Below are 21,414 nucleotides of genomic sequence, written 5' to 3'. Positions count from 1 at the left end.
TATTCATTGATTTTTGAAAATTTTAAAAATAAATCCAAGTTTCAATTTAAATTCAATTTGTCAGTCTGAGCTTGTCGAAGACTCTATTTTAGTCAATTGACTTCGTTTTTATTGCTTTTAAAGCCAATTTACAGCACAATTCTGATGCTTTGTTTAAATTTGCAAAACGTGGATCTGTGGTCCATCCTTTATCATATCTAAAATAAATTTGCTGTGCAATTACAGCAATTTTAAACAAGCCAAAAGCATAATAAAAAACGAGATTATCTAAATCTCTACCAGATTTTTCTGAATACATTTTGGCAATTTCACTTCGTATTGGATTACCTTCAAAAATAGTTGGTGATGGAATTCCTTGTTTCACAAAATCGTGATCTGTAGCAACTGTCCAATAGCCCAAAGAAGTTCCTAAATCCATTAAAGGATCTCCTAAGGTTGCCATTTCCCAATCTAAAACTGCAGCAATTTCTTGCCAAGAATTGTCTTTAAAAACTACATTATCGTACTTAAAATCATTATGAATTAAACAGTGATTGTATTTTTTAGGTTGGTGTTCTTGCATCCATTTCATCACTAATTCAGCTTCTGGATAATCATCTGTTTTGGCTTTCAAGTATTGTTTTCCCCAGTTTGAAACTTGCCTTTCTACATATCCTTCAGGTTTGCCTAAATCTTCTAAACCAATCAATTTATAATCAATAGAATGCAATTCTACTAAAGTATCTAACCAAGAATTTGCGATTGTTTTATAGTTTTCTGCATCAATATTTCTAGTTTTGGCTTCTCTATAATTTAGTATAATTCCATCGACTTTTTCCATGATGTAGAAATCACTTCCTAAAATAGTTTCATCATCAGAAAATCCGAACATTTTTGGCACTTTCGCAAATGCTTTAGCGACAGCACTTTGCACTTTAAATTCACGACTCATGTCATGACCTCTTTTGATGGCGCCTTTTGGTGGTTTTCTTAAAACGAATTCTTTGTTTTCTATTTGCAGTAAATATGTTAAATTAGAATAACCATGCGTAAATTGTTGCACAAATAAATCACTTTCAACTGCGTCTATTACATTGATTTCTTTTAAGTATTTTTTTAAAGGAATTTCTGGTAACTCCTCTCCTTTTCTTACTTTTTGATTACTCATGAATTACTTCCGTATTTTTTGATACAACTTTTACCTAATTGATACATGTGCACTTCATCTGGTCCATCTGCCAAACGCAACATTCTAGCAATTGCAAAGTAATGTGACAAATAAGTGTCAGGACCAACTCCTTTTCCACCTAAAATTTGCATGGCTCTATCAACTACTTTTTGTGCCATATTTGGAGCAACAATTTTAATCATAGCAATAATATCTTTTGCTTCTTTATTACCAACTTTATCCATTTTGTCTGCAGCAGAAAGTGTTAACAAACGTGCTTGTTCAATTTCGCAAGCTGATTTTGCAATTTCATGACGAATGCTGCTATACTCATAAAACTTTTTCCCAAAAGTTTCTCTTTCTAAAGTTCTTTGTGACATCATTTCTAAAGCATATTGTGCCATACCAACCAAACGCATACAATGATGAATTCTTCCAGGCCCTAAACGTCCTTGTGCAATTTCGAAACCTCTTCCTTCACCTAAGATTAAATTCTCTTTAGGTACTCGAACATTTGTCAATTGAATTTCTGCATGACCTTCAGGCGAATCATAAAAACCTAAAACAGAAAGTGGTCTTACAATTTGTAATCCCTTAGAACTCATAGGCACTAAAACCATACTTTGTTGTTGATGTCTATGGGCATTTAAATCTGTTTTACCCATAACAATAGCCACTTTACAATGAGGATCCATGGCTCCTGAAGACCACCATTTTCTTCCATTAATTACATATTCATCTCCATCTAAAACAATAGATGTTTCAATATTTGTAGCATCTGAAGAAGCAACTTGTGGTTCTGTCATTAAAAAAGCAGATCTTATTTCGCCATTCATTAATGGTTTAAGCCATTCTTTTTTTTGAGCTTCACTTCCATATTTTGCTAATACTTCCATATTTCCAGTATCTGGAGCAGAACAATTAAAAATTTCTGATATCCAGATTTTCTTTCCCATAATTTCTGCTAAAGGCGCATATTCTAAGTTTGTTAAACCCGGACTTAAATCTCCATAATCTTTTGGCAGAAAAAGATTCCATAAACCAGCATCTTTTGCTTTCTGTTTCAATACTTCAATCTTTGGAAAACGTTTCCATTGATTGTTTTTATCACTTTGAAAAGTAATAAATTCCTCTTCTATTGGAACAATATATTCTTCTATAAAAGCCGTTAACTTTTGTTGTAATTCTATTGATTTATTTGTGTACTCGAAGTTCATAATTTTTAAATTTTAATTACAGATTTACACCAAATAAATAACCAATTAATGCTGTAATACCCATTGCAATGGTTCCCCAAAACGTAATTCTGACAACAGAATTAACTATTTTGGCTCCACCTGTTTTTGCTGCAACAGCTCCTAAAATAGCCAAGAAAATTATTGAAGAGCCATAAATATAAAATTCTAATGATTCTAAAGGAAGAAGAAATACCGCCAACAATGGCAATGCTCCTCCAAAAACAAAAGAAGCTCCAGAAGCTAATGCTGCTTGAATTGGGTTTGCTTTCGAAATTTCGTTGATTCCTAATTCATCTCTAACATGTGCTCCTAAAACATCATGTGCTGTTAATTCTTTGGCTACTATTAAAGCTGTTTCTTTTTTTAAGCCTCTGTTTTCGTAGATCTTTGCTAAAATTTGGAGTTCTTCTTCTGGCATTTCTTCCAATTCTTGTCTTTCTCTTTCAATATCTGCTTTTTCGATATCTGTTTGCGAACTGACAGAAACATATTCACCAGCAGCCATAGACAAAGCTCCTGCAACCAAACCTGCCAAAGTTGCTAAAATAATTGGTTCTCTTGTTGTACTTGCTGCTGCAACACCAATAGCTATACTTGCAGTTGATAAAATACCATCATTTGCACCTAAAACTGCTGCTCTTAACCAATTACTTCTATGAATATAATGAGTTTTTAAATAGTCATCAAGATTGTTTTTTTCTTCCAATTTTTTAGTTTTTATAGATGCATTTTCATTCCCTCGTGAGAAGATTTAAATCCTAAATCTTCATAAAATTTTATGGCAACCAATCTTTTCTTATCAGTAGTTAATTGCAAAACATGTGCTTTTCTTTCTTTTGCTCTTTCTATAGCCCATTCAAACATTAGCTTTCCTAATCCAATTCCTCTTTTATCTTTTCTAATTCTAACGGCTTCTATTTGTGCTCTTATTCCACCTTTATATGTCAAATATTGAATAAATGAAAGTTGTAATGTGCCTACTATTTCTAAATTATCATCTTCTACAACAATCAATTCTTGATTTTTATCAGAAATAATGTTATCAAAAGCAATTACATAATCTTGTGGTAATGGTATTTGAAAATTTTCTCTTGTTTTACCCAATTCATCATCAGCAATCATTTCTACGATTTTTAATAAATCACTTTTAATTGCTTTTCTGAATTTCATAATGTTTTCTAATTTTAACTTTAGCGATTTCTCAATCTCCTAAAAAGGTTCATTTCGAAATGACATACTTATTTTACTGAAAACTGACACTGCATACTAAACTACCCAGCAATCATATAACCACCATCTGCAGTATACACGCCACCAGTCATATAATTCCCAGCATCAGAAGCTAATAAACAAGCCAAACCAACCATTTCTTCTGGCATTCCCATTCTTCCTGATGGGATGGATTTTTCTAATTTATTCAGCATTTTTTCGTTTGTCCAAAGTGCTGCACTAAATTTTGTTTTAATCAATCCTGGGCAAATTGCGTTTGCTTTTACTCCATATTGTCCCCATTCTTTTGCTTGATTTTTTGTGAGCATTAAAATTGCAGCTTTACTTGTGCTGTAAATTCCTAAACCAAAACCCGGAGTTAATGCTTCTACAGAAGCAATATTGATAATACTTCCGTTTTTATGTGTTTTAAAATGTGGCAAAACCAAGTTCGATAAAGACCAAGGAGCCTTTACGTTTACCTCCATAATTTTATCAAAAATGGTAGGATCTACGTCTTCTATAGGTCCAAAAACTGGGTTAATGGCTGCATTATTTACAAGGATATCAATTCTACCAAAAGCTTCCATAGTTTTATCAACTAAATTTTTACGTTGCTCTTCTTTTCCTATATGACAAGCAATTCCAATTGCTTTTAATCCTTCTTTTGTAAATTCTTTTACAACTTCATCACAAGCTTCTTGATCTCTGCTAGAAATTACCACTTGAGCTCCTTGTTCTGCCAATCCTTTTGCGATTGCCTTACCAATTCCTTTGCTAGAACCTGTAATAATGGCTACTTTATTTTCTAAATTAAATTGTTCTATTATGTTCATTATATAATGTACTCTTTATCAGTTTTAATAGTAACCACTTCATTATTCATTAAAGATTCTGCCAAAGAATTAGTTTTAGGTACTTCGTATTTAAAATAAAATTTCATGGTATGTATTTTACTTTCATAAAAAGTTTCTGAATATTTTTTATCTGCTTTATTGAGTTGCTTTTTAGCATCTACAGCCATTTCTAACCACAACCATCCTAAAACTACAATGCTCATATACTCCATAAATAAATTGGCATCCGCCAAATAACGCTCATAATTTCCTTTCATGGCAAAAGGCATTAAATGACCTATTACTTTTTGAGAAAGTTTTAATTTATCACCTAAAATAGAAGCATAGACTTTTAAATCTTCATCATTTGTGGCAGCAATAATAGTTTTTACAATTTCTGCGGATAACAATTCTAACCCTTTTCCATTTTCCATAGGAACTTTTCTACCCAATAAATCTTGAGATTGAATCCCTGTAGTACCTTCGTACAAAGCAGAAATTCTGATATCTCTGTAATATTGTTGTAAGGTAAAATCTGTACAAAAACCATAACCTCCCAAAACTTGTAAGCCATTATCTACAGATTCTGCACCAGCTTCAGATGGATATGTTTTTACAATCGGAATAATCATTTCTAACAACAAATGATATTTTTCTTTTTCTTCTTTTGATGTTGCTGTGGTTAAAATATCGTGATATTTTGATGCCAAAAGCACCAAACTCAAAGAACCTTCTACAATGGCTTTTTGCAACAATAACATTCTTCGAACATCTGGATGTTCTATAATTAAACTCTGTTTTTCTGAAGGATTTTTTTTACCATCTGCAGATAATTTTCTTCCTTGAGGACGCTCATTTGCATATTGTAAAGACGTTCTATAAGCAGCCATTGCAATTGCTGCAGCTCCTCTACCCACTGCAATTCTTGCACCATTCATCATTAAAAACATTTGCGCTAAACCTTTATGCTCTTCTCCAACAAGCCAACCTCTACAATCGTCAGAATCTCCAAAACCTAAATGAGTTGTGCAATAACCTCTTTGCCCCATTTTTTGAAAATCGGCAACTGTCATTACATCATTATATTCTAAAGAGCCATCTTCTTTAACTCTATTTTTAGGAACTACAAAAAGTGATATTCCTTTGGTTCCTTTTGGTGCTCCTTCAATTCTTGCTAAAACTAAATGCACAATGTTTTTTGCATCTTTGTAATCGCCTCCAGAAATAAATATTTTTTGTCCTGTTATTTTATAAAATCCATCTCCTGTTGGTGTTGCTTTGGTAACAATATCAGACAATGAACTACCTGCTTGTGGTTCTGTTAAACACATAGTGCCTCCCCAAACTCCAGAAAGCATCTTTGGAGTGTAGACATCTTTTAAAGTTTGATTTCCAAATTCTATGATTAATTCTGCGGCTCCTAAAGTTAAACTAGGATAACCAGGTAAGTGATTATTAGCTGCATCCATAATGTATAATGCAGCTTGAAAAACGGAAACAGGAATTTGCAAACCTCCATCATCATAATTAAAACAAGCAGCAATAATGCCCATTTCTCCTGCTTGATGCATTACTTTTTGTACTTGTTCATGAACAATTACAGTTCCATCTTTATGATATGCAGGAGTTTCATCCATTTCTTTAAAATATGGATACAATTCTCTGTCAGAAAAATCCTTTACAGAGTCTATAAACATATTTAGTGATTCTAAATCGTGTTCTTGAAATCTTTCTCTAGTAAGTAATTTTTCTAATTTATGAATATCATAAAGTATATACTTAAGTGTTTCTATATCTACATACTTATTTGACATACTATTAAAATTTAAGTTAGTTTTTTAAAAATATTTTGTTAAACAGCTATTGTTTTTCAAATATAACAAAAAATGCTATGCGTGCATAACAAATATTGAAAACAAATTAATGTAATATAGATAAAAATATAAAATTGAAAATTTACAGTGAATTTTTAATTTTTAAAAGCTCTTCTTTTACTGCTTCTAACCTGGTAATAATTTCATGATTACCGAAAATACCTTCTGGGTTTTTCTTTAGTTTTTGTTTTGCACCATCTAAAGTAAAACCTCTTTCTTTTACTAAATTGAAGATAAGTTTAAAGTTAGAAACATCTTCCTGGGTAAAAAGACGATTGCCTTTGGCATTTTTTTTGGGTTTAATGATATCAAATTCTTTCTCCCAAAAACGAATTAGCGAAGTATTTACAGAAAAAGCTTTGGCGACTTCTCCTATTTTGTAATATCGTTTTTCGGGTAAATCTATGTGCATTTGTGGTTTGTGGTTTGTGGTTTGTGGTTTGTGGTTTGTGGTTTGTAAACGAAAATAAAAAATTAGATTTTAACTTATCTTATTTTATCTTATTAAAAAAATAAAACATAGAGATACAAAGGAGTTGTGTTTTCTTATTTTCTCCTGTTTCCTGTTTCTAAAACTCAAAAAAAATATTAATCATAAGATTGGCTTTCTTCTGAATCTTGTTGTAAAGTTGCAAATTCTTCTAAAGTTAAATCTCCGTAATAAAAATTAATAGGATTTAAAGAAACATCGTTTTTTAATACTTCGTAATGCAAGTGAGCAGCAACAGAAAGCCCTGTGTTGCCAACATAACCAATTAAATCGCCTCTTTTAACTTCCTGACCTTTTCTTGTTTCAAATTTCTGTAAATGTGCATATATGGTTTTGTATCCATAACCATGATCTATATATACAACATTTCCAAAAGTACTGCTTCTTTGTGCAATAATAACTTTTCCATTACCAGATGCGTAAACAGGCGTTCCTTTTGGAGCTGTAAAATCCATTCCCTTATGAAACTTGTTTATTTTTAAAATTGGATGCATTCTCATTTTATAACCAGAAGCTACATAAAAATCTCCTTTTTTTATGGGTAAAATTGCTGGAATAGAAGCTAACATATCTTCTTTTTCTTTTGCTAAAGAAACGATTTCGTCTAAAGACTTGGACTGAACCACCATTTGTTTCGATAAAACATCAACCTCTTTTGTTAATTTTTTTATCAGGCTCGAATTGTCAAATCCTTCTAAATTTTTATATCTATTTACACCTCCAAAACCTGCTTTTCGCTGTTCTTCTGGAATTGGATTTGCCTCAAAATAACTTCTATAAATATTATTATCTCTCTCTTGTAATTGCCCTAAAATACTAGAACTTTCTTCCATTCTTTTATCTAGCAATTCATAATGGAACTTTAAATTTTCTAACTCTCTTTTCTGAATTCTTTCTGTTGGCGACATTATAATTTGACTAAAGCCAATAAATCCAAAAAAAGCAATTAATAAAACCCCTAAAAAACTAAATAGTATTCGTCTGAAATAGTCACTTTTCTTTACAGCAATTTTCCTGTAAGAAAGTGTATCCTCATCATAATAATATTTTACTTTTGCCATATACCTAAATATACTATTTTTGCTCTTTAAAGTTGCTTATCAATAAAGAAACTCTTTTAAGATAACTCACAAATTTACAAAATGTTTTACAACTACTTTTTTTAAGTAGTTTTTTTAGAAATAAATTAACACAATCCAATTAGTTGGAAACTTCTTTTTTTATGAAATCTCAAGATATTCGTGCTACTTTTTTAAACTTTTTTAAAGAAAAAAATCATTTAATAGTTCCATCTGCATCAATGGTTACTAAAGACGATCCAACTTTGCTATTTGTAAATTCTGGAATGGCACCTTTTAAAGAGTATTTTTTAGGAAATGGAACTCCGAAGCAAAATAGAATTGCAGATTCTCAAAAATGTTTGCGTGTTTCAGGTAAACATAACGATTTAGAAGAAGTGGGTTATGATACTTATCATCATACTTTATTTGAAATGTTAGGAAATTGGTCTTTTGGAGATTATTTTAAAAAAGAAGCAATTGCTTGGGCTTGGGAATTATTAGTGGATGTTTATAAAATTGATAAAGACATTTTATATGTAACCATTTTTGAAGGTTCTGATGATGAAGACAACCTTAAAATGGATACAGAAGCTTTTGATTTATGGAAACAATTTATATCTGAAGATAGAATTTTAAAAGGAAATAAAAAAGATAATTTCTGGGAAATGGGCGATCAAGGACCTTGTGGGCCTTGTTCTGAAATTCATGTTGATATTCGTTCTGCAGAAGAAAAAGCCAAAGTAGATGGTAAAACTTTGGTAAACGCAGATCACCCACAAGTGGTAGAAATCTGGAACCTTGTTTTTATGCAATACAACAGAAAAGCAAACGGTTCTTTAGAAATTTTACCAAACAAACATATAGATACTGGAATGGGTTTTGAGCGTTTGTGTATGGTTTTACAAAACGTACAATCTAATTACGATACAGATGTTTTTACACCCATAATTAGAGAAATTGAAACTATTACCAACACAAAATACGGCTCAAATACTAAGAAAGATATTGCAACTCGTGTAATTTCAGATCATGTGAGAGCTGTTGCATTTTCTATTGCAGATGGTCAGTTACCAAGTAATACAGGTGCTGGTTATGTAATTCGCAGAATATTAAGAAGAGCATTAAGATATGGATTTACTTTTTTGGATAAAAAAGAACCTTTTATTTACAGGTTAGTAGCCGTTTTAAGTGATAAAATGGGAACAGCTTTTCCAGAATTAAAAGCACAAAAACAATTAATTGAAAACGTAATTAAAGAAGAAGAAAGTTCTTTTTTAAGAACATTAGACCAAGGTTTGGTTTTATTAGATGGCATTATTGCATCAGCAGAAACAAAAGAAATTTCTGGTGATAAAGTATTTGAATTGTATGATACTTTTGGTTTTCCAATAGATTTAACTGCTTTAATTTTATCAGAAAAAGGATACACTTTAGACGAAAAAGGTTTTGAAGCTGAATTGCAAAAACAAAAAAATAGATCAAGAGCAGCAAGCGAAATGTCTACAGATGATTGGACAATTTTATTAAAAGATGATGTAGAAGAATTTGTAGGTTATGATACTTTAGAGGCAAACGTGAAAATTACAAGATACAGAAAAGTTACCTCTAAAAAAGATGGAGAAATGTATCAATTGGTTTTTAATTTAACGCCTTTTTATCCAGAAGGTGGTGGTCAAGTTGGAGATACAGGATATTTAGAGGATATTAATGGAGATGTTATTTATATTTTAGATACCAAAAAAGAGAACAACGTAATTATTCATTTTACAAAAAATCTTCCAGAACATTTAAGTGGCAGTTTTAAAGCTATTGTAGATGAAAATCAAAGAAACTTATCTGCAAGCAATCATACAGCAACACATTTATTACACCAAGCTTTGAGAGAAGTTTTAGGAACCCATGTAGAACAAAAAGGATCTTTAGTAAAACCAAAAGCTTTACGCTTCGATTTTTCTCACTTTTCTAAATTAACTAATGATGAATTACAAGATGTAGAAAATTTTGTAAATGCTCGTATTTCTGGAAAACTCCCATTAGAAGAAAGCAGAAATATACCTATGGATAAAGCAATTGCAGATGGAGCAATGGCTTTATTTGGCGAAAAATATGGAGATACAGTAAGAGCTATAAAATTCGGAAAATCAATAGAACTTTGTGGAGGAACACACGTTAAAAATACGAGTGATATTTGGCATTTTAAAATAAAATCGGAGGGAGCAGTTGCTGCAGGAATTCGAAGAATTGAAGCCATAACAAACGATGCTGTAAAAGATTTTTATTCTGAAAGTAACACTGTTTTAACCGAAGTTAAAGAAATTTTAAACAATACAAACAATCCTGTAAAAGCGGTTCAAAAATTACAAGACGAAAATGCTGATTTACAAAAGCAAATAGAACAATTACTAAAGGATAAAGCAGCGAATTTATCTGGAGAAATTAAAAATCAATTGCAAGAAATTAACGGGGTTCAATTTTTAGCAACGAAAGTAGATTTAGATGCTAATGGAATTAAAAACTTAGCTTTTAGTTTGGGTAAAGAACATCAAAATCTGTTCTTATTATTTGCTTCTGTACCTGAAAAAGACAAAGCGATTCTTACCTGTTATATCTCTAAAGAATTGGCAGACAAAAGAGGATATAATGCAGGGACTGTGGTTAGAGAATTAGGAAAACTAATTCATGGTGGTGGAGGTGGCCAACCTTTCTTTGCAACTGCTGGAGGAAGAAATCCTGGAGGAATTCCTAAAGTTTTAGAAAAAGCAAAAGGTTATTTAATTTAAAATTAAGGTAATTTGAAAAAAATAAAAAACAAATTAACATTCTTCATTTTTCTGCTAGTTATATTAGCGATGCTTATTCTTACTGGTTTCGGAATTTGGCAGGTTAGCTCTTTTTTGTTCTAGAATTAAACTTTTAAAGCTTATAAAGGTCTAATAATCATAAGCTAAACTTTTGTTGTTTCAAAGAAATTAAATTAAATTTGAAATAACTCTATACTAGTTTTCATCTATTAAACTAAATTATGCCTTATTTAGATACCTATGCAGGAAACTGGTCTGCAAAAGAAGCAAGACACTTACTTAAAAGAACTTCTTTTGGAGCTTCGCAAATACTAACTGAAGAAGTTATTTCTTTAGGCTTATCAGCCACAATTATAAAACTTTTTGAAGTAAAACCTTTACCAGAATCACCTTTAAAGTATGAGTTTGATGAGGACATCAATGACCCAGATGTAAGTTATGGAGAAACTTGGGTAAACGCGCCTATCTATCCTGATTTGCCTACAAGTCAAGAAAGAAACAGAGTATTTAGATCTAGAAACAGATCTATGTACGCCTGGTCTTTTTTGCAAATGCAGGATGCAGGAATTTCTATCATAGAAAAATTGACTTTATTCTGGCACAATCATTTTGTATCTGAAAATGTATATTCGCATAGAGAGTATTTCTATATGAATACCATAAGAAAAAATGCTCTTGGTAATTTTAAAGAACTAACCAAAAAAATTACTGTAGATCCTAATATGCTCATTTATTTGAGTGGAAATCAAAACACAAATACTGCGCCAAATGAAAATTATTCTAGAGAACTTTTAGAGCTTTTTACCATTGGAAAAGGAGATGCAATTGGTAATGGAGATTATACCAACTACACAGAAGATGATGTTGTACAAATGGCAAAAGTATTAACAGGATGGAAGGCAAGAGGTATACAACACCAAGATGCAAACAACTCTTATTTTGGAAATTTTAATCATACACAAGGTAACAAAACTTTATCTCACAGGTTTAATAATACTGTAATTCAAGAAAATGGTGCTGAAGAATACAAAGATCTAATTGATAAAATTTTTGAACAAGATGAGTGTTCAAGATTTATAACAAGGCAATTATATATATGGTTTGTAAATGCAGAAATATCAATAGAAATTGAAACCAATATTATAGAACCTTTATCAAAAATTATTAGAGATAATAATTACGAAATTACTCCTGCACTAAAAACACTTTTATCTTCTGATCACTTTTTTGAAAGCACATTTTGCATGATAAAAAGTCCTATTGATTTGATGTTTTCAGCAACTAAATCACTAATGGTATCTGCTCCAAAAACATCTGTAAAAGCAGAATACGATTTTGCCTTCGTACTTTATTTGGCATGTACAGACTTGAACCAATCCTTATTTCATCATCCAGATGTTGCTGGTTGGAAAGCCTATTATCAAGCTCCTTTATATTACAAAAGCTGGGTAAATAGTTATTTACTTCCAAAAAGATTAGACTATTGTAGAATTTTAGTAACAGGTGGAGATTTAATTATCGATAACAAAAAATATACAGTTCCTCCTTTAGTGCCTGTTTTGCAAATTACTGCAGGAATTAAAGATGCACAAGACCCTAATATTTTGGTAACAGAATTGTCCAATCAGTTGTTTAATTACGAAATTACTCAAGAACAAATTACCAGTTTAAAAGATATTTTAATTCCTGGTTTGCCAGATTTTGAGTGGACTGTAGAATATTCTGATCATTTAGCAAATCCTGCAGATATTCCTTTGGCATTATCAGTAGATAAAAAATTACGAAGTTTAATTGCTGTGATGGTTCAAATGTCTGAATTTCAAATAATGTAATTATGAAAAATCAAAAAAAATTAAATCGTAGAGATTTCATAAAATTAAGCACAATAGCTTCTGCTTCTTTACCAATTGCGTTAAGTGGATTTCCAATATTTGCAAAAGACAAACCAAAAGAATATCAATTTTTAGCTGAAAATAATAATGTACTCGTTTTAATACAATTACAAGGTGGTAATGATGGCCTAAATACCGTTTTCAACTTAAACCAATATGATAATTTACAAAGTGTTCGTTCTAATATAATTATTCCTGAAACAGATTTATTGACTATAGATGGTGCTACTCGTTTTCATCCATCAATGACAGGAATAAAAGAAATTTGGGATCAAGAAAAATTAGGAATCATTCAAAATGTAGGTTACCCAAACCAAAATCGTTCTCACTTTAGATCTACAGATATTTGGAACTCAGCATCAGATGCAAATGAATTTGTTTCTTCAGGTTGGCTTGGACGTTTTTTTGATGTAAATCACTCAACTTTTCCAGAAAATTACCCTAATGAAAACAATCCAGATCCATTTGCGATTACTATTGGCAAAGTAGTTTCGGAAACCTGCCAAGGAACAAGTGTTAACTTTTCTATGGCATTAGAAGATCCTGAAAACCCAGGAACTGCTTTAGTTTCTAATACTGGCGCTATTCCAGAAAACTGTTATGGAGATGTTTTAGAGTTTGTAAACAATACTATAAAACAAACAAATGCTTATGCAGATGTTATTAAAAACGCTGCTAGTTCTGGAAATAATTTATCAACTAAATACAATTCGTCAAATTTATCTGAAAAACTAAAAACCGTAGCAAAATTAATTTCTGGTGGATTAAAAACAAAGGTTTTTGTTGTGCAAATTGGTGGTTTTGACAATCACGATAATCAAGTTGTAGAAGGTGAAACAAAAACTGGAAAACATGCCAATTTATTAAAAGAATTATCTGATGCAATGGCTGCTTTTCAAGACGATTTAAAACTTCTAAATATTGATGATAGAGTGCTTGGAATGACGTATTCTGAATTTGGAAGAAGAATTCGTTCGAATGCTGGTTTAGGCACAGATCATGGAACTGCAGCTCCATTATTTTTATTTGGTAACTGTGCTAAAAATCAAGTTTTGGGAGATGCTCCTGAGATTGATACTCAAGTAGATGATAATGAAGGTGTGCAAATGCAGTTTGATTTCAGGAATGTATATAGCTCTATTTTAACAGATTGGTTAGGAGCAACAAAACAAGAATCAAATAAAGTTTTATTTGAAGAATTTGATGTACTTCCACTCTTTAAATCTGGTTGTTCTGCTGCACTTTCTTCCGATGATTTTCTTCTGGATAAAACTGAAATAAAGGTATATCCAAACCCTACCTCAGATTTTATAAATATGAAGTTCTTTGGCACAAATGAACCCATAAAAATTACGTTGTATAATTCTATTGGTGCAGTAGTAAAAATAATTACCAATAAAGCCTATAGTTCTATTGAACATTCCATTAAAGTTGATATACTATCTTTACCAAAAGGAAATTATTTTGTGCATTATCAAACTAGAGGAATTTCTAAAACTAAAAAATTGTTGAAGTATTAAATTTAGCTTAAATTTACTTAAGAATTTAAGCTTTAAATGATACTACAAACAAATATTAAAATAAAGAAAGAAACTAGAAATCTTATAGATTACAATTCTAAAATCTTGTTATTAGGTTCTTGTTTTTCAGAAAATATTGGAGAAAAATTAAACTATTTTAAGTTTCATACAGCTCAAAATCTTTTTGGAATATTATTTCATCCAAAAGCGATTGAAAATTTGATTACAAATTCCATTAATGAAAAAGTTTACACCGAAAAAGATTTAGTTTTTCAAAATGAACGTTGGCATTGTTTTGATGCACATTCGAGTTTAAGTTCTTCAAATAAAAATGATGTTGTAGAAAGTTTAAATTCAGCAATTTTATCAATACAAAAAAGCTTAGAAATAGCCAGTCATATTATAATTACTTTAGGAACCTCTTGGGTTTATAGATATATTGAAAATGATGAAATTGTTGCGAATTGTCATAAAATTCCACAAAAAAAATTCTTAAAAGAGTTGTTATCTGTTGATGAAATTTCCCATAGTTTAGAGGCAATCACTAGCCTAATAAAATCTGTAAATAAAGAGGTAAACATCATTTTTACAGTTTCTCCTGTAAGACATTTAAAAGATGGTTTTTCAGAAAATTCCCAAAGTAAAGCGCATTTAATTGCAGCTATTCATAATGTATTAGATGCAAGGCAAAACACCCATTATTTTCCTTCTTATGAAATTATGATGGATGAATTACGTGATTATCGTTTTTATGTAGAAGATATGATTCATCCAAATAAAACTGCAATCAACTATATTTGGGAAAAATTTGTGGCAACTTGGTTTTCTGAAGATTCACATGCAATAATGAAAGAAATTGATACCATCCAAAAAGGAATTTCACATAAACCTTTCAATGAAAGTTCTGAAGAACATCAACAATTTTTAAAAAAATTAGAAAATAAAAAAAGAGAAGTTCAAAAAATATTTCCTCATATAGTTTTTTAAAATAGGGCATTTGTCGTATTTCCTGTTTTTATAATTTATTAGTAATTTACATTTTCTAAAAATGTGTAAATGCTGAAAAATATTTTTTATCCTACTCCTCAAAATGCCTTTGTTTGGCTAAGTTCTATTTACTTATTATTCTTACTATATTTAGGCAAAGCAACTCCAATTACCATTCTTTTCGTCTACTTTTTAGAAACTATTGTTATTGGTATTTTTAATGCTTTAAAAATGTTTTGTAGCATCACTTTTACCAAATCTGGTGGCTATGCATTAATTCTGTTTTTTCTATTTCATTATGGTTTTTTTGTGGCTATTCAGTCTATTTTTGCCTTTGCCATTTTTAGTATAGAAGGCTCAACACCCATAAAAGAACCTTTTAATATTCTCGAAAATTATAGCATCATTTTAAATTTAGAAGATATAAAATATGCTTTGCCAGCAATTGTTTTTACGCATTTAGGTAAGTTTATTTCAGACTTTATAAACAATAAAAAATATTTAAAATTTACGGCTTCAGAAATTATGTTTAAACCTTATATCCGTATTTTTATTCAGCAATTTGTGGTAATCATCACCTTCTTTTTTATTGTTTTTTCGAATGCTGGAATCATTGCAGCAATCTTATTAATTTTCTTTAGATTGCTCATAGACTTGTGTTTAGAAGCCATTAAAGAAAATTCTAAAACCTTAGATTTTTTATCTGAAAAACTTGCCAATGATAAAGCTTCTAAGGAAGAAGTGAAAAAGCAACTTATTATTTTTACTGAATAAATACGTCATTTGACGTATTGAATTTACCTTTATTTTAATTGATTTTTGAAGACTTGTTAATGGTGTCTTCTATGAATAAAGATGAAAATAACCCAAATTTAATTACAGAATGGACATATAGTCCTAAAGAATGGAATATATATGTAGCCATAGAAAAAGATAATAAAAAAGAAGACAATATTTATTTTGGAATTGGCATAATTATAGTAGGCGTTTTTGCTTTAATGGTTTTTAGACAAACCTCATTTATTGCTGCATTAATGTTCGCAACAGTTTTCGTAATTTTAATTCCTTTTTTAAGGATGAAAATAAGTTATCCTTTTTTAAAAAACTCAAAATCAAATGTTTCAGTAAAAATTTTTAGAGATTATTTGCTAATTAACTCAAAAAAAGTAGTGTTTTTTTCTGACATTAGAATGCTAAAATCAATACAAATTATAGAAGTAAAAGAGGAAAAACTTTTAGAGTTTACAATTGAATGGCCCACTAGAAAAGGACCCACAAATGATGAGTATCGAGTCCTGGTTCCTAAAAATAAAATGGAAGAAGCAAAAGGTCTTGTAAGTTATTTTAATCATAAAACAAATGGAACAGATATCACTTTTGGTGATGTTTTAAAAACATTAATGAAATGAAAAACTTTTATAAATTTCTCTTTCTATTATTTCTTATTTTCCTGTTAAGCTCTAACTCAGCACAACCTGGAGTTTGGAATGCAGGTGGCAGTGGTTCATTTACTCTTTTATACCCAGAAGATACAGTGGCTTACAAAAAAATTCAGATGAAATCTGAAGATATCTTCATTCAATTATACAAAGGTTTTGCTACTGTAAAAGGGAATTATTATTTTAAAAATACTGGAAAAGATACCTTAAAAATTAAAGTTGGTTATCCTATAAACAATGTTTTTGAGAATATAAATTATAATGAATATGTGAACCAAGTTTCAGTGGATGGTTTATATAAAATAAAAGGTTTATTAAACTCGAAAGAAATACCTATTTACGAAAAACCAAATAACCAAAATAGCAATTGGTACGTTTGGGAAATTACTTTTCCACCAAATAAAATTACAGAATTCACAGTTTATTTTTTAGTTAACACAAACAATTCAAAAATCTTAGAAGGCTATAATTCAGAGAATAAAAATGCTTTTATATATCTAATTGAAACAGGCTCTATTTGGAAATCTCCCATCGAAAAAGGCAATTTTTACACCCAATTAAAAGATCATATTTCTATTGATAATGCCAAAGTTAGCTCTCCATCAACATTGTTTTTTGATGATGATAAATCAACTCTAAAATTCTCATTATCAGATTATGGAAAAAAACCAGATGCAAATTTTATAATTACTTATGAAGAAAAACTAGAGAATTTTGATTTTAAAAAAATAACAGAAAAAAGTGATTTCTATTTTAAAGAAATGGATAATTTTTCAAACAGTAATTTTAACTCATTTTCTTTTTCTGAAATAGAAATACCAAGTGCTTACAAAGTTGGCGGAATTGACAATAGTGCAATAAATTTTGTGTTCTATTTAACTATTTATGGGATTCCTATTTTAGTAGGAATTCTAGCACTTATGATCATTCTTTTATTATACAAAAAATTAAAGCCTAAAAAATAAAATACGGCAAATGCCGTATTTCAAACTTCTTAATTTTTCTAAATATTTGTAGTATTAATAATTAAAATAAAATTTATGAAAACTTTAAAAAACTTAATATTATTTGCTTTTGTTGCAGTACTATTTTCTTGCAGTGATGCTACAGATGCAGATTTAGGACTTTCTGGTCAAGGTAGTTTAAGCGCAAAAGTAGATGGTGCAACATTTACTTCTTTATCAGTGGCTGTTGGTGCAACTGTTACAAATGGTGTTGCAGCTATACAAGGTTCTAATTCTGCTGGTGAATATATTAGAATAAATATTATGAGCTACAATGGAGTTGGAACATATTCTACTGGCAATGCAATTAATAATATCAGCTCAATTTCTTACGGAACAGTTAATCCTATTGCAACTTGGATCTCTACATTTAATATTGGTACAGGAACCATTCAAATAACCGAAGACACTGCAACAACTATTAAAGGAACATTTTCTTTTACTGGCGTAAATGATGGTTCACCAAATAAAGTGGTTACAGAAGGAACATTTTCTGCTCCAAAAAATTAAATTATATTACTATGAAAGGGAAGAAAATACGGCATCTGCCGTATTTTTTTTTGTTCTTATTTTCTTGAAATTTGTTAAATAACATAAATACAGAAATCATGAAAAATTTTAAAAAAATTACATTATTTTTTTTATTCATTACCATAGTCTTTTCTTGTTCATCAAGTAATGATTCTTCTGGTTGTGAAACCTGTGCATACACTCCTACAGGTGGAGAAACAGATGGTAGTGTTCCTGTAGCTTTACATGGTGTTCACAATTTAACATTACAGTACTCTCAAAATGGCTATAAATATGCAGATGGTAAAACAGCAAAGTTTACAATTACTGCAAAAGAATTAACCGTAGAAATTGATGGAGAACAATGTCTACTTTTAAAAAACCCATATACTTTTAATGGAAACTTAAACGAGTTTACATTTAAAGATACATGCAGAGACAATCAAATTTATTCTGTATCCATTGCAAATAATGGTGGATTAAACGAAATAAATGTTGGTACACTTAGCCAAACTTTCTATGGTCAATTTCACTAAAATATTAAGATTGTTTTAGGGTTACAGATGGTTGGCAGTTTCTAGATCAAGTGTCAACCATCTCCTTTAAAACATGAAAAAACAAACCTTAAAACAACAAATATGAAAAATTTAGCAACTGTAATTTTAATTTTTTTGGCCTTAGCTTTTAAAGGATATAGCCAAACAGAAAACTATAACCTAGATTCTCAAAACTTACATAAAAAAGTTAGAAAAACTATTGAACATTATTACAAATACGATGATGAAAGTGGTGGCTTTGTTCGAACTTCTATAGATATTAATAGATACAATGATGATGAAAATTTAATTGAAACTTACTCTCTTTACAATAGTAAATATTCTGATAACGAACCTGTTAAAAAATTATACAATTATAATGCTGATGATTTATTAATAAGTACAAAGGACATTAGCGATAGCAGAGGCGCTTACTCCACAGAATATAAATTTACCTATGATAGAGATGACTATTTAATAAAAAGTGAGTCTGTTTATAAAGATGGTAGTAAATTTTACAGTGTTTTTAAGAATGATAAAAAAGGGAGAATTCTAAATAAAAAAGAATACAATAAAGACAATAAATTAACAGCTGATATTAATTATTCTTATAATGGTGGTGACAAAACAGAAAACAGAACCTCTTTTAGTACCAAAGATGGAAGTATAATTGGTACATACACATCAATATTTAAAGACAATAAATTAATATCTTATAAATCTGAAAGCACCTATGGCAATTCCATAACAACTTACGAATATGACAAAGAAGGCAATACAATTGCATCTAATTATTCAGGTACAACCAATTCTAAAAGCACCTATGATTATGAATATGACAAGAAAGATAATTGGATAAAAAAGCATTATAGATCTGGTAAATATCAATATTTCTATTTTAGAGAAATTCATTTCGATAATGGAGACGTAACAGGTAGCACCAATTTTGATGAACAATTTATAAACAGATTAGGAAACTTTGACAATGTAGCTGTAGTTGAATTAAAAAAAGTTGAGAAAAAAGAAAATCCCATCACAACAAACACAAACTCTTCTGTTGTAAATGACAAAACTTGGAATTTCGATTATGTTTACGTGGGTGATGCTGTAAAAAAATTAGCTGGTACAGTTGCATTAAAAAATATCAATAGTAATTCTTTACAAATTGGTACAGAAGGTACTTTTACCATTAGCTTTTCTTCAAGTACTTTTAATTTTAATTTAAAAGTAAATACATTTACTACTTTAGATGACAAATACGAATACACATTTTCTAATGAGAATAACGAAAGTGGTTTACTTTGGATTTATAAAAATTTAAAACCTCTTAAAGACACACCTTCTGGAGCAAGCTTTGATGTAAATGGCCTTTTCTTAATGAAAGAAAAAGACGGAAGTTCCATGTCATTTTACCTAAAATAACTAAAATCTATTGATCACTCAAATTACAAAAACAGCTTATTTTATAATCCCTCTTCTATTTATTTTGGGAGTCTACTTCTATTACACTTTTAAAAAGTTTAAGGAAGTAGATTCTAAAAAATTGGCCCTTTTGTATGCAGAAATAGCATTAGAAAAACGGATAGCATTAGAATTACAAGATGCACCCAAAATAATAGAAAAACTAGAATATTCTTTTCACAATAAGCTACAAAAAATAAAAGTTGCTGTTTTAGATGTAAATTTTTCATTGAAAGAAATATTAACTTAAAAAAACTGTAAATTGTAGCAAAAAAGGAAGGTTGTGAAAAAACTGTTTATTTATCTTTTTATATCTTTTGTTTCTTATTTTCAAACTGAAAATTATTTAGATACTATTTTAGCTTTGGAACCTAAATTATCTAAAGAAAAATTTTTAGACACTATACTCACTATAGAGTATGAAAAAGCCTTAACAGACACAAAAAAGTACTTGATTTTATGTAACAAAGCAGAAAAAATAGCTCTTGTAATTAACAATCAAAGTCTACTAGCAAAAAGTTACATTGCTAAATCTTTAGCACTTCATTTCTCTTCAAAACATGAAAATAGTATAGCGTATACTTTAAAGGCAATAGAAATCTATGAGCAATCAAATAATACAGAAAATTCGGCAAGTTTGTATACTGCTTTGGGCTGGCAGATAAAAAATAACGATTTATCTAAAGCTCTTTATTACATGAATAAAGGGATTACTATTTTAGAAAAAACCGATACAGAATCCACAAAATTAATTGCAGCTTTTAACAATTATGGCGTTTTAAAACAGCGAAAAAACGAGCTAGATAGTGCTTATCTTTTTCATAAAAAATCGTTAGACTTATCTCTTAAAAAGAATGATAGTTTGGCTATTCCTTTTGCACAAACGCATATAGGTGAAGTTTTTGTAAAAAAGAAAGACTTTAGTACTGCAGAAAAATACTTTATAGCGGCATTAGAAATAAGAAAAAAAAGGAATGATATTTATGGAATAACTGATAGTTATTTGTATTTGGGTGATTTGTTTTATGCTAAAAAAAACTATAAAAAAGCTATATTCTATTTTAAAAAAGGTGAAGAATTGGCAGTTAAAAATTCTTATTTTCCTCTTAAAAAATATGCATCAGAATACATTTATAAAAGTTATCAAAACCTTCAAGACTATAAAAATGCTTTTGAATATCAAACAAAATTTAACCTTTTAAAAGATAGTATTTTAAACACAGAAACCAATTCTAAAATTGCTGAATTAGAAATAAAATATCAAACAACAGAAAAAGAAAAGGAAATTGCACAACAAAAAGAAGAACTTTTAGCACAAGAATTAGCCATAAAAAACAGAAATTTATATGCCATTCTTTTAACCTCTACCCTATTAATTTTAGGGATTATTTTTATAGGTCTTTACAAGA

20 protein-coding genes are annotated in these 21,414 nt (G+C 29.7%); 12 read left to right on the top strand and 8 right to left on the bottom strand.

Features of this window, described 5'->3' with window-relative positions; all coding sequences use genetic code 11:
• Positions 1 to 88 precede the first annotated feature (88 nt).
• The 8 genes from WAO74_RS01260 to WAO74_RS01225 all read right to left on the bottom strand — a co-directional run bounded on the left by WAO74_RS01260 (position 89) and on the right by WAO74_RS01225 (position 7,855).
• Positions 89 to 1,147, bottom strand: coding sequence for a phosphotransferase family protein (locus WAO74_RS01260; protein WP_422159012.1), 1,059 nt, complete (start codon positions 1,145 to 1,147; stop codon positions 89 to 91).
• Positions 1,144 to 2,364 carry an acyl-CoA dehydrogenase family protein gene (locus WAO74_RS01255; protein WP_422159010.1) on the bottom strand — a complete coding sequence of 407 codons (1,221 nt, stop codon included), beginning with the start codon at positions 2,362 to 2,364 and terminating at the stop codon, positions 1,144 to 1,146. The genes WAO74_RS01260 and WAO74_RS01255 overlap by 4 nt, the downstream gene beginning before the upstream one ends.
• Before the next feature lie 16 nt (positions 2,365 to 2,380).
• Positions 2,381 to 3,091, bottom strand: coding sequence for a VIT1/CCC1 transporter family protein (locus tag WAO74_RS01250; protein ID WP_422159009.1), 711 nt, complete (start codon positions 3,089 to 3,091; stop codon positions 2,381 to 2,383).
• 11 nt (positions 3,092 to 3,102) lie between these two features.
• Positions 3,103 to 3,555 carry a GNAT family N-acetyltransferase gene (locus tag WAO74_RS01245; RefSeq protein WP_422159007.1) on the bottom strand — a complete coding sequence of 151 codons (453 nt, stop codon included), beginning with the start codon at positions 3,553 to 3,555 and terminating at the stop codon, positions 3,103 to 3,105.
• Between the two features lie 101 nt (positions 3,556 to 3,656).
• Positions 3,657 to 4,430 carry an SDR family NAD(P)-dependent oxidoreductase gene (locus tag WAO74_RS01240; RefSeq protein ID WP_422159004.1) on the bottom strand — a complete coding sequence of 258 codons (774 nt, stop codon included), beginning with the start codon at positions 4,428 to 4,430 and terminating at the stop codon, positions 3,657 to 3,659.
• The gene (locus WAO74_RS01235; protein ID WP_422159003.1) at positions 4,430 to 6,244 is read right to left on the bottom strand and encodes an acyl-CoA dehydrogenase; all 1,815 of its coding nucleotides are present in this window, start codon (positions 6,242 to 6,244) and stop codon (positions 4,430 to 4,432) included. The genes WAO74_RS01240 and WAO74_RS01235 overlap by 1 nt, the downstream gene beginning before the upstream one ends.
• 142 nt (positions 6,245 to 6,386) lie before the next feature.
• The gene (locus WAO74_RS01230; protein WP_422159001.1) at positions 6,387 to 6,716 is read right to left on the bottom strand and encodes a MerR family transcriptional regulator; all 330 of its coding nucleotides are present in this window, start codon (positions 6,714 to 6,716) and stop codon (positions 6,387 to 6,389) included.
• Positions 6,717 to 6,892: 176 nt separating this feature from the next.
• On the bottom strand, positions 6,893 to 7,855 hold the full coding sequence (locus tag WAO74_RS01225) for a M23 family metallopeptidase (RefSeq protein WP_422158999.1): 963 nt from the start codon (positions 7,853 to 7,855) through the stop codon (positions 6,893 to 6,895).
• Between the two features lie 161 nt (positions 7,856 to 8,016).
• Between WAO74_RS01225 and alaS the strand changes: the two genes are divergently transcribed.
• From alaS to WAO74_RS01165, 12 genes are all read left to right on the top strand, one after another.
• Entirely contained in the window at positions 8,017 to 10,635 is a 2,619-nt protein-coding gene (gene alaS / locus WAO74_RS01220; protein ID WP_422158998.1) for an alanine--tRNA ligase, read from the top strand.
• Between the two features lie 242 nt (positions 10,636 to 10,877).
• Positions 10,878 to 12,488, top strand: coding sequence for a DUF1800 domain-containing protein (locus WAO74_RS01215; RefSeq protein WP_422158996.1), 1,611 nt, complete (start codon positions 10,878 to 10,880; stop codon positions 12,486 to 12,488).
• A gap of 2 nt (positions 12,489 to 12,490) precedes the next feature.
• Positions 12,491 to 14,068: a DUF1501 domain-containing protein gene (locus WAO74_RS01210; RefSeq protein ID WP_422158994.1), complete on the top strand. Its 1,578-nt coding sequence runs from the start codon at positions 12,491 to 12,493 to the stop codon at positions 14,066 to 14,068.
• Positions 14,069 to 14,104: 36 nt separating this feature from the next.
• On the top strand, positions 14,105 to 15,055 hold the full coding sequence (locus WAO74_RS01205; protein WP_422158992.1) for a GSCFA domain-containing protein: 951 nt from the start codon (positions 14,105 to 14,107) through the stop codon (positions 15,053 to 15,055).
• Between the two features lie 69 nt (positions 15,056 to 15,124).
• Complete coding sequence (locus WAO74_RS01200; RefSeq protein WP_422158990.1) at positions 15,125 to 15,829, top strand: DUF6498-containing protein; 705 nt, start codon at positions 15,125 to 15,127, stop codon at positions 15,827 to 15,829.
• A 71-nt stretch (positions 15,830 to 15,900) separates the two neighbouring features.
• Positions 15,901 to 16,464, top strand: a complete 564-nt coding sequence (locus tag WAO74_RS01195) for a hypothetical protein (RefSeq protein ID WP_422158988.1) — start codon at positions 15,901 to 15,903, stop codon at positions 16,462 to 16,464.
• Positions 16,461 to 17,459 carry a hypothetical protein gene (locus WAO74_RS01190; protein WP_422158987.1) on the top strand — a complete coding sequence of 333 codons (999 nt, stop codon included), beginning with the start codon at positions 16,461 to 16,463 and terminating at the stop codon, positions 17,457 to 17,459. Before WAO74_RS01195 ends, WAO74_RS01190 begins: the two co-directional genes overlap by 4 nt.
• Positions 17,460 to 17,534: 75 nt before the next feature.
• Positions 17,535 to 18,008 (top strand): DUF6252 family protein, encoded by a 474-nt coding sequence (locus tag WAO74_RS01185; protein WP_422158986.1) that lies wholly within the window; start codon positions 17,535 to 17,537, stop codon positions 18,006 to 18,008.
• A gap of 98 nt (positions 18,009 to 18,106) precedes the next feature.
• On the top strand, positions 18,107 to 18,544 hold the full coding sequence (locus WAO74_RS01180) for a hypothetical protein (RefSeq protein WP_422158984.1): 438 nt from the start codon (positions 18,107 to 18,109) through the stop codon (positions 18,542 to 18,544).
• A gap of 102 nt (positions 18,545 to 18,646) precedes the next feature.
• Entirely contained in the window at positions 18,647 to 19,966 is a 1,320-nt protein-coding gene (locus WAO74_RS01175) for a hypothetical protein (protein ID WP_422158982.1), read from the top strand.
• Between the two features lie 10 nt (positions 19,967 to 19,976).
• Positions 19,977 to 20,255 carry a hypothetical protein gene (locus tag WAO74_RS01170; RefSeq protein WP_422158981.1) on the top strand — a complete coding sequence of 93 codons (279 nt, stop codon included), beginning with the start codon at positions 19,977 to 19,979 and terminating at the stop codon, positions 20,253 to 20,255.
• Positions 20,256 to 20,288: 33 nt separating this feature from the next.
• Positions 20,289 to 21,414 (top strand): tetratricopeptide repeat protein (locus tag WAO74_RS01165; RefSeq protein ID WP_422158979.1); only part of this gene is annotated, 1,126 nt, incomplete at its 3' end.

Source organism: Polaribacter sp. (assembly GCF_049276715.1).
Lineage (GTDB): Bacteria > Bacteroidota > Bacteroidia > Flavobacteriales > Flavobacteriaceae > Polaribacter.
Note: the sequence above shows the minus strand (reverse complement) of the source record. Positions and strands in the feature narration are given on the sequence as shown.